Genomic DNA, 10,197 nt, shown 5'->3' on the forward strand with positions numbered 1-10,197 from the left:
CACGCCATCAGAGACCGTCCTCGCACGGGCACGGCTTCACGAGCCAGCACGTGGTGCAGACCTCTTCGGTCGGCCGCAGGTCCAGCGGGGATGATGTACCCGGGCACGAGACGTGCCGCCAGCCGTCATCCGTCGCCGTCCGGGTGATCAGATCGCCCTCGCGAATGCGCCCGTGGCACTCATCGCAGGTCGTCTCGTACTTTGCAGCGAACCCCATCAGGCGGCCCTCCAACCCATCGACTCCATGCGCGAGTGCGCCTCCTCCTCGGTGATCTCGGTCACGCCGCTGTCGTCCGTGTAGAGCACCCACGCGAGGCGTCGGGTGCCGTACGCGGTGCGCAGCCAGCGCCGCGCCGGCCACTCCGACGGCTCCGCGGTCGGATTCCCGGGGACAGCCCAGCCCTCCGCGATCGCATCCTTCGGGTGCTCCGTCTTCCACTTGTGATGGATCACGCACAGGCACTGCAGGTTCGACACGACCGTGTTGCCCGGGCGCCGGTTCTGCCGGTGGTCGCGCTGCACCGCACCCATGCACTCCGGCGCGTGGAAGCCGCACGTGTTCCCGTCGCGGAGCGTGACGAGCTCGTACGCATCGGCTTCCTCAGCCTTCGTAAGGGTCCGTGCGATCTCGTACTTCGGGCGGATGGTCACGCGGCACCGTCCATGTCGAGCAGGTCGAACAGCGTCGGCGTCTGCCCGGACCGGTCCATCTCCAGTTGGTAGGCGACCGCGTCGCGATACGACGTCGGGTTGAGCTCGACAGCGCGACCGCGGCGACCGAGCTTCCGCGCGCGAAGCGGGACGGTGCCGAGACCACCGAACGGGTCGAACACGAGGTCGCCCCGGTTCGAGAAGCGCTCGATCAGCCGGTCGACGATGTCGAACTGCAGCGGGCAGATGTGGAACTCGAGGTTCCGTCGTGCCTGCTCCCCGTTCAGGGTGAGCATTCGGTTCACGTCGTGCCACACCCACGGCGACCACGAGCCCGGGTCGAGCGACTTGAACGTCGACGGCAACGCCTTCCGCGCGGCCATCGCTTCGCCGAGCTGGACGTGCTGGGCGAAGTCGTAGACGTTCGCCACCGACTGCTTCGTGAACAGGCGCGACCGTTCCTCAGGTGACAGCTGAGCGAGCTCATCGACGGTGAGCAGCCGGTTCCCGGATGAGCGCCAGTCTGCGGCGGCATCGATCTGCCAGCGAGCCAACGAGTAGTCGTCGATCGACTTCACCACGCGCTCGTCGGCGTACCCCTTCGCACGGTCGGTCTGCGGCTTCCGGAACAGGAGGATGTACTCGGGTGAGCCGACGCCCATCTTCGAGCCGTCCTTGCGCATCTCCGTGTAGCCGAGGCGATACGTCTGGTTGTTCTCCCGGACGACGTCGGTGGTGACGGTGATCATGCCCAGGTAGTCGAAGCCGTGCTGGCGGCCGTGGAACAACGCCTCCGCATGGAACGGCGACACGGTCGGTGCGCCGGCGCCCGTGACGGAACCGAACAGGATGCGGTCCTTCACGTGGCAGGCGTAGATGCGGCCCGGTTTCAGAATCCGCAGCAACTCCGGCGTCAGGTAGTCCATCTGCCGCCAGAAGTGGCCGTTGTCGTCGGTGTGACCGAAGTCGTTGTACGACGGCGTGTACTCGTAGTGATTCGAGAACGGGATGCTGGTGACGATCAGGTCGACCGAGTTCGACTCCATGCCCATCGTCTCGGGCACGCAGTCGTTGTTCGCGATCAGCCAGTCCTCACCCGACTCCTCACGACGCTCAACACCCATCGACCGGGTGAGCTCCTGCTGGATCGCAGCCGGGTTCAACCCGTACTGACGGATCACATCCGACATGGTGTCCGTGAGCTCGTCGTGCTCGCGCCACTTCCGCTCCAACACGTCCCGCACTTCCGCTTCGGTGTCGGCGAAGATCAGGTGCACGTCGCACGGGTGTGTCTGCCCGAACCGGTGGATGCGGTGCGTTGCCTGGATGGTCTGCTCGAACTTGTGCGTGATGCCGGCGAAGATCGCGACGTGCGCCTGTTGCAGGTTCATGCCCTGCCCGAGCATCACCGGCTTCCCGATCAGCGCCTGCGTTGTCCCGGCACGCCACTCGTCCAGGCGGCGCTCGGCCTCATCGTCCGAGAGCGCACCGTAGATCGATGAGTAGCTGATACCGAGCGCTGTGAGTCTCTGCTCGATCAGAGCCTGCTCATCGTTGAGGTCGCACCACACCAGGAACTGACCGGGCACGTCCGCGGCGATGGCCATGACGCGAGCAATGCGGGCGCTCATCGTGTCGCGCTTCTCCCGTGCGGCATCCACCATCGACATGCGGGCCCCGCGCACCAGAACACCCTGACCGTCACGGTCGATCTGCTCAGACTGCAGGTCGACGGCGACCTCGTCCCAATGCACCCGCAGCTCGGGCAGGTCGTAGCCGTCATCGCAGCGGCAGACCTCACACGAGCTTGCCGCTCCCGTACGGGCGCCGGTTTGCTGCCTGCTCTTTCGCGGTTGCCCATCGGCAGTTTTCGGGCTCGTAGTTGCCGTCATTGTCGATGCGATCGATACTGCATCCTGCTGGCGGCTCTCCCATGTCAGCGAGGAAGTTGGGGAAGGATTCCCACCGTTTGCAGACTCGGATTCCGCGACCGCCGTACTCCGGCCAGTTCTTGTGCTTCGGTCGTCGGCACCGGTCGAGCATTCCCTGCCAGATGTTGTAGGCGCGGGTTCCGGTCCCTCCGTGATACGGCCGAAGGCATCCGCAGCTTCGGGCGCGTCCGGCTTTGAGGTGTTCCGACGACTTGACGACCTCGTTTCCGCAATCGCAGCGGCAGAGCCAGCCTCCGGCGCGGCCGGTCGCTGACCTCCATTCGACGGCGACGAGGCGCCCGAATCGTTGGTTGGCAAGGTCCAGGTGTGGCCGTGGCATGAGCACTCACAAAGGTCAGAGGGTCGTTGGAGAAAGCAGGCCCAGGTGTTGAGCCAGAGCCAAAATTCGGCTTCCTTGTGGGGGTACAGGGTGAGGTTGTTCGCCTGCGTCGAGTCCCGCTTGAAGAAGCGGGTGAGCGCCTGCCCTGTGTCCATGACGCCGAGGAAGCCGGCGTAGTGGATCAGCTCCTTGTACTTGTTCGGCGACGGCGTCGCGGTAGCGACGAACCGGTACGGGATCGCATCGAACATGGCCAGGAACGTCTGGTACGTCTTCGACCCGAACGACCGCAGCACGGCCGCCTCGTCCAGCGAGACAGCGTCGAACTGGTCGACGTCGAGGCGCCCGTCTCGCACGGACTCGTAGTTCGTGACGTAGATGCCCGACCACGTCGGTTCGACCTCCTCGGTGCGGCGGATGAACCGCACGTCGAGACCGAGGAGCCTGCGGCCGTCTCGGATGAACTCTCCGCGGACGCCGAGCGGCGCGACGATGAGCGCGCGCGCGTTCGCGCCGCTGTCGAGGTAACGCTGGATGATGATCCGGAGGATCTCCAGCTGCATGACCGACTTGCCGAGACCGAAGCGGGCGAAGATCGCACGCCGGCCGCCGCGGACCGCCCACCGGACGATGTCCCGCTGGTGCGGTTTCAGGATAGGGTTAACGTCCGTCGGTTCAACCTCGAACCCGTACGCGTGGTCGAACGCGACCTTCTCAGCAAGGAAGCTCTCATACTCAGCGAGCGTGCTCATGCGACCCACCGCACTTTCGCGAGTGCGTCGATGTGCGTCAGCGGGAGCCCGGATTCGATCGGGGTACCGGAGAGTCGGGCGCCGATCGCGGCGAGGATGAGCGCGTCGGCCTCGTTGTTGTTGGCTACCGGCACGTTGGGGTAGCGGCGTACGACGGCGGCGAGCACCTCGTCCTTGGACGCGTTGCCCTTCCCTGTGGCGTACTTCTTGACCGTCTGCGGGGTGACCTCGATGAGACGATCCACTTCGGGGATGAGCGCGTCGACGACGAGCCACCACAGCCCGGACCGGTCATGATGTGAGCCGCCGGTCTGCCCGTACGCGGGCTGCTCAATGACGACCGTGTCACCGAAGACGGCGCGGGTGATGATGTCGAGCGTCAGGTTGTGGAGGCGCAGCGCCCGCTCGTCGAGGGTCGCGGTCGCGTTGCCCTTCGACTTGAGGGTGAGCACGTTGGTGGTGTCTCCGACGGTGGCGATACCGGTCGCGGTGAGGGAGAGGTCGAGGCCGACAACGCGGACGGCCGTCGGGACGGTGATCGTTTCGGTGGTTGGGTCTGGGGATGGAGACTCGATCATGCTGCGCTCCGCTCCGAGCGCCGCGACCAGAGGTCACTGTGGCACTGCATGCACGAGCGGCCCTTCGCGGTGTGCTTCGTGTTCTCCTCCGTGTATTCGTGGCCCCGCGGGCAGTGCGTCTTGAACGCCTGCGGATGTGTGCCGTGGAGGAGCATGTCTCGCGCGTTTCCCGACGGGCTGTCCCACCGGATGTTCTCGATCGAGTTGTTCGCGGGGTTGCCGTCGTTGTGGCACGCATACTGGCCCGGCTCGGGCTCGCCGAGGAAGGCGATCGCCTCGATGCGGTGGACCAGATAGCTCGTTGGCACGCCGTCGCGGAGAAGGCGAACCCTGCGGTGGCCGCTGCGCATCACTGCTGGGCTGAGGACGAAGCCGGGGCGCTTCGGGTGATCGAGCGGGCGCCGGACGCGCCCGTCGTTGCTGACCTCGTAGAGGCCTTCGTAGCCGCCGACGGGCCGCCACTGGATATCGTCGAGTTGCATCGCGTTTCCTTGCTGGGTTTCGGGGTGTGAGGGGGCTCAGCGGGCCGGAATCCTGCTGAGCCCCCGGCTTCGGGTCAGGCGATCTTGAGTAGTTCGATCGCCTTCTCTGCTTCCTGTAGGTGTTCCCGCGCGTTGCGGATGGATCGGATCTGGTAGCCGCGCAGGAACTCATCGGAAGCCCGGTCGACGGCGAGCCAACGCTTGAAGCTGTCGCCGACAAACTGGGCGGTGACCTCGGTCTCAGACCAAGCTGTGTCGCCCGCTCGGATGGTCAGGCCCAAGGACGTCGACAGCTGGTCGACGAGCCCTTGCAATGTGTCGATCCGAGCCTGCAAGTGGTCGGTGCCGGTGCGGCGCGCGATCTCACGTTCGACTCGTTCGTTCAAGTCCGCGTAGGCCTTCTCGGCCGCGCGACGCCGCGCCTCGTTCGTCGCGGACATGCGCAGCGAATCGGCCTTCTGCACGAGCGCGTGCGTCGCCTCCCATGACGGGTTGCGTTCGTCGTGCACGGCCGCCTTGACCTTGACATCAAGACGCGTGCGCGACTTGCCAGGTAGCAGCAGTCCCCAGCCCTCAGGCAATTCCTCCGGTCGAACGATCTCGGTCGACGGGGCAACGACGTACCAGGAGTGGCAGTGCTGCTCCCACTCCTCAGCCTTCGCAGGCTGATCGAGTTCGTGTAGCCAGTCGGACCTGGCAACCTTGATTTCGTGTCCGACGAGTCGCTTGCCGCGCGAAGCGAAGAAGCCGACGTAGAGCGCGTCCGCGCGGCGTCCGTTCAGCGCGACCTCGGGCATGAACATGCCACCGGGCATGTCGTCTCCGGGTTTGATGTAGTGGCGTTCGAGCCGCGCGAGCAGCTCCTTCGCCGTCATCCCTGTCGTGGTCACCGTGTCTCCCTTCACTGGACGAGCCGCTTGCTGATGGCCATGAGCCCGATCGAGCGGTCGTGGACCGCCTTCTGCATCTCTTCCGCGTAGCGGAGTTTCTCCTTCGCGAGGTTCAGGTCGAGGAGTTCCTGCTGCGTCTTGAAGAGCGCGAACTGGCGAGCCAGCACGGCACCGTCTTTCGCGTGCATGACCATGTACTCGGCGACCTTCGCCTGGTACGTCTCCTCGGCACGGTGCCGCTGCTCGTACAGGAGGGTCACGACACGGCCAATGTGCGCGACGAGTTCGCCGGCGGCGTCGATCATGTCCGCGATCTCGCCCGCTCCGAGTGGGCTGCCGTAGAAGCCCGGCGGCACGGCGAGCATGCCCTCGACCTCGGCTTGCGCGCCGGGCGTGATCAGCTCACCGGTCGAGGCGTTCACGATGTCACTCATCGGCGAGCACCTCGCCTCGAGCGACGGCGTCGGCGTACTCCTGCGCGGAGATCCGCTCGAACTCGGCCTCGTCGACGTCGTCGTCCTCCGTCGGTTGGAGGCCCGGCGTGATGTAGGCCGGGCCTGCGTCGTCCACCGCGTCGTCGTCTGGTGCTTCGACAGGCCCCTCGTCGCGGCCGAGCATCCCGTGCCGGGTGAGCGCGGCCGTGCGTACGGCGTCCGTGAGCTCGCCGGCGTCGTCGCACCGGTCGATGATGTCCTCGACGTCCTCATGCGTGGACGCCGCGGCGATCATGCCCTTCCAGTCGCGTGCGGGTGTGACCTGCGCCTCGTCGACCTCAGCAGCAGCCATCTCGTCGCTCGTGTAGATGCCGGACAGGTCTTGCGGGAACGCCTTCCGCAGGGCGAGCGCTTCCGCGCACTTCGCCAACTGGCCGGGGCCCTGCTTCGACCACACCTCGTTCGGGTTGCCGTCGCGCTTCGTCTGCACGTAGGCGCCCCACTCGGCGATGGCGACGAGCGGTCGCGGCCAGTCGGAGCGGTAGACGGTGGCGCGCGCGGCGAGCGGACGGGTGCCATGCAGGGACGGCACGAACGCGTCCACCCACTCGCCCTTCTCGGTGAGCCACAGGACGGGGTCCTGACCCGCATAGCGACGCGAACGGTCGGCAACGACACGGAACCCGTCGATGCCGGTCTGCACGCTCCACTCAACGCGACCCTTCGACAGGCGCCCGATGCAGTAGATCTGCCGGGCGAGCGGGTCAAGGCCCGTGCGCCGCGCGAGGGAGAGGAACTTCTCCACTACGGGACGGGGCGCGGCCTCGCGCTGCCCTTCACGGTCGCCGTAGGTGTGCGTGAACACGAGGCCCGCGGCCTCGACGATCGCCTTCTCCGCTTCCGACCAGGACGTGACGTCCCCGTTGTCAGGGAGGAGGGTGACTTCGCCGCTCATGCGGCACTCCTTTCGTAGGTGAGCGCGACGCGGAGTCGCGCCAGGACTTCGGCGGCGATCGGCATGATCTGCGCGCGCGCCGCCAGGATCTTCGGGTGATCGCGGCGGACCGTGATCGAGCACGGCTCACCGTGGCGACCGGCGCGGATCTCGCCGGCGGCGTCGAGCTCGACCCAGATGAACTCGATCTCGGTCGCTTCGGGGAGCACCTCGAACTGGAAGGCGAGTTGCCGCCACTCCGAGACGCTCGGGCCGTCGACGATCTTGAGGTGCTTCGCCTTGGCCTCGGCCAGCCGCAGCGACCGGCCGCCGTGAACCTCCGCGATGCCGTCAGGCGTACACGCGAAGCCCGGCTCAGCAGGGGAGTGGAACAGGGCAATGTTCTGCGGGATGCCAGCCCAGGCGAGCATCATCGGCTCCCACCGATGTCCGGACTCGGTGTACTCGTTGCCGTGGAACGACCCGTGCCCGAGCTTCGCCGCCAGGTACTTGTCGACGGACGACATCTTCGCGAGGTGCGCGGCGTCGCTGGCGCCGAGCACCGGTCGGCGCGCGTTCTCCCATCCGGCGCGGTCGACGCCGTCATGCAGGATGCGGTCGAGGTAGCTCATCAGAAGCACCCGTCGCATGTGCAGTGAGGGGTACGGCCGGAGCGGCATCCGCGCATCGCGTCGTGGTCCGGCGCGAACGCGCCTTTCCCCTGACGGACGCACTGCTCGCAGTCGGAGCGCCACTTGATGCTGCCGTCGTTGTAGGTGACGACGGTTACTCCGTCGACGACGTGCTCGCCCATCTTGAGGTTCGAGGTGTCGATGGTCTTCATCAGCGGCCCCTCCTGATTCGCGGGCGCCGCGCGAGCGCCACGACCAGAGCGGACACGGCGAGGATGAACGCCGATGCGGCGAAGCCTGCGGCGACGATGATGATCGCGGCGGTCATGCGACCTTCACCCCGTCCACGGCGGCGACAGCGCCGTCCTCGATGACGATCCCGACGCCGCCGTTGTCTCCGACGACTTCGCAGAACACCTGGTAGTCGTGATCGGCGGCCATCTCCTCGATGAGTCGCATCGAGTCGGCGTCGAGCAGGGAACCGTCGAGGATGCGCAGCACCCGGAGCGTCGGGTTCGCGGCCATCGCGAGAGCGACGGACACGCGCAGCTGCTCAGCGGATGACGCCTGCGAGAAGGGGACGCCTTTGTACGTGACGCCGTTCTCGTCGAAGCCGAGCCCGTCGACCGGGAACTGCACCTTCGCGAGCGCGTCGGCCTTCTGCTTCTCGATCGACCGCAGCTTGATCGTCAGCGCCGCGGCGTCGTTCTTCCGGTCGGAGAGTTCGCCGGCGACAGCCTTGCGCTGCTGCTCCTGCCGGATGCGCGCGTTCGTCTGCTCGAGAGAGGCGAGTCGCTCCTTCGTGTCGGAGACATCGATCTCGGGGCCGAGCAGAGCGAGCCCGTCAACGTACTTCTGTCGCCGCTCCCGCCACAAGGAGAGTTGCTCTTCGAAGTCGAGAATGCGTGAGTCGGCGTCCCGCCACAAGGAGAGTTGCTCTTCGAAGTCGAGAATGCGTGAGTCGGCGTAATCGATCTCGTCTTGGTGACGCTGCCGGCGCGCATTGATCTCCTGCGCCGTCTGAACCTCTTCGAGCAGATCAGCCGCCGACACCTCGTCAGCGGGCAGCGACGGATCCGGCAGCGGGTAGCCGGCGATCTGGCCTTCGAGCTTCGCGACATCGCGGTTGACATCGGTGCGCCGCTCGAACACCCCCTTGCGTTCCCGCTCCAACTCGTCCGGATCGAACGGCAGGTCCACGGTCGCGAGGAGTGCAGCCTTCTGGTCGCGTGCCGACAGGCGGGTGAACGCGAGCGGATCGAACGCACGCGCCCCGATCACCTCATCCAGCAACTTCTGCGGCGACGAATACCGGGCCCCGTCAGGTGCCTCGATCGTGAGCGTGCCGGAGTCGTTCTTCGTCCAGCGCCTGGTGACGATGTACTCGCCGAGGTCGAGCTTCACGACCGCGGTGTCCTGGCCGTCACGGATCGGCTGCTGTGTCGCACGGGATGCTTCGCCGCCGGCCAGTGCCGCCCAGATCGCGTCGAGCACGGACGTCTTGCCCTGCGCGTTCCGTCCCGCGATGACGACGACGTTGCCGTCCGGGGTGATCTCCACGGCGCGCAGCCGCTTGTAATTGTCCGCGCTGAGGCGGTGAATCTTGAGACTCATTTCTCGGTGGTCCTTTCGGGTAGGTCAGTGACACGGATGTGGCGGCGGCGATGACGCACCGCACGAGCGATGAGGAAGGCGAGCCATTCACCGAACAGCCACGCGAACAGCACGATCGGGATCGCGGCCGCCCAGGACTGCAGGGCGAGCAGCAGGACCGAGGTCGCGGCCAACAGGAACAGCAGGTACGCGAGCAGCGGGTTCATGCGCGGCCCTCGCGAAGCTTCTGCACCATGCCGGCGAGTTCCTCGACCGCCTGCACGAGGCACCGGAGCGAGGACGCGGCGTCCGTCAGCCACGTGCGCATGCCGTCGTCGTGGATCACACCAGTCAGGTACTCGAGGTGCTCAGCCTCCGCGATCGCGTTCCGCAACGCGGCGTCCGTGATCACGTGAACGCTCGGGGTGATCTCATCGGGGACCTCGGTCGGCTTCGGGACCTCAGCGAGTGGGAACGGTGCACCGGCCACCTGCCACGCGGCTTCCTCCGGGCTCATGCCGCGTCCTCGAACTCTTCGAAGCGGGCCAGCACCCACACCTGCGACCGGCGACCCCGCGGCGTCATCCGGTAGAAGCCGGCGAACACGACCTTCCCCTCAGCGGCAAGCTCGCCGACCGCGGACCGCACACGCGAATCCGACATGTACGGGAGCGCCGCGATCAGTTCGGGTTGCGTCATGCCCTCGGCGCCCGCGATCTCGAGCTGGTCGAGGACGGCCTGATGCGACGGCCAGATGTCGACCGAATCCGCGGCCTCATGACTCGTGATCGGGTCCGTGAGCCGGGCGCGAGGTCCGCCAGTGTCCATCACCAGTCCTCGCGATGTACCCTGTTCCTGCATTGGCTTTCCTTTCATTCGGTCATTGCTCGCCCCCGACTCGACCTCGGGGGCTTTCTTCTTGCGGCGTCCAACCGGCAGGGGCCCGATAGCTTCGGGTGAGATCGGGACCCTGCCGCCCT

General features: G+C 66.6%; 13 protein-coding genes. All 13 read right to left on the bottom strand.

The genetic code is table 11. From position 1 onward, the window contains the following. Nucleotides 1-216 precede the first annotated feature (216 nt). The 13 genes from FPZ11_RS14430 to FPZ11_RS14490 all read right to left on the bottom strand — a co-directional run bounded on the left by FPZ11_RS14430 (nt 217) and on the right by FPZ11_RS14490 (nt 10,045). Complete coding sequence (locus FPZ11_RS14430) at nt 217-651, bottom strand: hypothetical protein (protein ID WP_146321835.1); 435 nt, start codon at nt 649-651, stop codon at nt 217-219. Beyond that, nucleotides 648-3,674: a DNA methyltransferase gene (locus FPZ11_RS14435; RefSeq protein ID WP_146321836.1), complete on the bottom strand. Its 3,027-nt coding sequence runs from the start codon at nt 3,672-3,674 to the stop codon at nt 648-650. The genes FPZ11_RS14430 and FPZ11_RS14435 overlap by 4 nt, the downstream gene beginning before the upstream one ends. Continuing rightward, a complete protein-coding gene (locus FPZ11_RS14440; protein WP_146321837.1) occupies nt 3,671-4,252 on the bottom strand; it encodes a crossover junction endodeoxyribonuclease RuvC in 582 nt (193 codons plus the stop codon). The genes FPZ11_RS14435 and FPZ11_RS14440 overlap by 4 nt, the downstream gene beginning before the upstream one ends. Next, nucleotides 4,249-4,734 carry an NUMOD4 domain-containing protein gene (locus FPZ11_RS14445; protein WP_146321838.1) on the bottom strand — a complete coding sequence of 162 codons (486 nt, stop codon included), beginning with the start codon at nt 4,732-4,734 and terminating at the stop codon, nt 4,249-4,251. The genes FPZ11_RS14440 and FPZ11_RS14445 overlap by 4 nt, the downstream gene beginning before the upstream one ends. Before the next feature lie 74 nt (nt 4,735-4,808). After that, nucleotides 4,809-5,624, bottom strand: a complete 816-nt coding sequence (locus tag FPZ11_RS14450) for a hypothetical protein (RefSeq protein WP_146321839.1) — start codon at nt 5,622-5,624, stop codon at nt 4,809-4,811. Between the two features lie 11 nt (nt 5,625-5,635). Next, nucleotides 5,636-6,058 carry a hypothetical protein gene (locus tag FPZ11_RS14455; protein WP_146321840.1) on the bottom strand — a complete coding sequence of 141 codons (423 nt, stop codon included), beginning with the start codon at nt 6,056-6,058 and terminating at the stop codon, nt 5,636-5,638. Then, on the bottom strand, nt 6,051-7,013 hold the full coding sequence (locus FPZ11_RS14460; RefSeq protein ID WP_146321841.1) for a RecT family recombinase: 963 nt from the start codon (nt 7,011-7,013) through the stop codon (nt 6,051-6,053). The genes FPZ11_RS14455 and FPZ11_RS14460 overlap by 8 nt, the downstream gene beginning before the upstream one ends. Then, entirely contained in the window at nt 7,010-7,624 is a 615-nt protein-coding gene (locus tag FPZ11_RS14465) for a hypothetical protein (protein ID WP_146321842.1), read from the bottom strand. Before FPZ11_RS14465 ends, FPZ11_RS14460 begins: the two co-directional genes overlap by 4 nt. Further along, nucleotides 7,624-7,836 (bottom strand): hypothetical protein, encoded by a 213-nt coding sequence (locus tag FPZ11_RS14470; protein WP_146321843.1) that lies wholly within the window; start codon nt 7,834-7,836, stop codon nt 7,624-7,626. The genes FPZ11_RS14465 and FPZ11_RS14470 overlap by 1 nt, the downstream gene beginning before the upstream one ends. Nucleotides 7,837-7,948: 112 nt before the next feature. Then, on the bottom strand, nt 7,949-9,238 hold the full coding sequence (locus FPZ11_RS14475; protein WP_146321844.1) for an AAA family ATPase: 1,290 nt from the start codon (nt 9,236-9,238) through the stop codon (nt 7,949-7,951). After that, a complete protein-coding gene (locus tag FPZ11_RS14480) occupies nt 9,235-9,444 on the bottom strand; it encodes a hypothetical protein (RefSeq protein ID WP_146321845.1) in 210 nt (69 codons plus the stop codon). Before FPZ11_RS14480 ends, FPZ11_RS14475 begins: the two co-directional genes overlap by 4 nt. Beyond that, nucleotides 9,441-9,734 (bottom strand): hypothetical protein, encoded by a 294-nt coding sequence (locus tag FPZ11_RS14485; protein WP_146321846.1) that lies wholly within the window; start codon nt 9,732-9,734, stop codon nt 9,441-9,443. The genes FPZ11_RS14480 and FPZ11_RS14485 overlap by 4 nt, the downstream gene beginning before the upstream one ends. Beyond that, entirely contained in the window at nt 9,731-10,045 is a 315-nt protein-coding gene (locus tag FPZ11_RS14490; protein WP_146321847.1) for a hypothetical protein, read from the bottom strand. Before FPZ11_RS14490 ends, FPZ11_RS14485 begins: the two co-directional genes overlap by 4 nt. Nucleotides 10,046-10,197 lie beyond the last annotated feature (152 nt).

Origin of the sequence: Humibacter ginsenosidimutans, from assembly GCF_007859675.1 — a bacterium.
Classification (GTDB): domain Bacteria; phylum Actinomycetota; class Actinomycetes; order Actinomycetales; family Microbacteriaceae; genus Humibacter; species Humibacter ginsenosidimutans.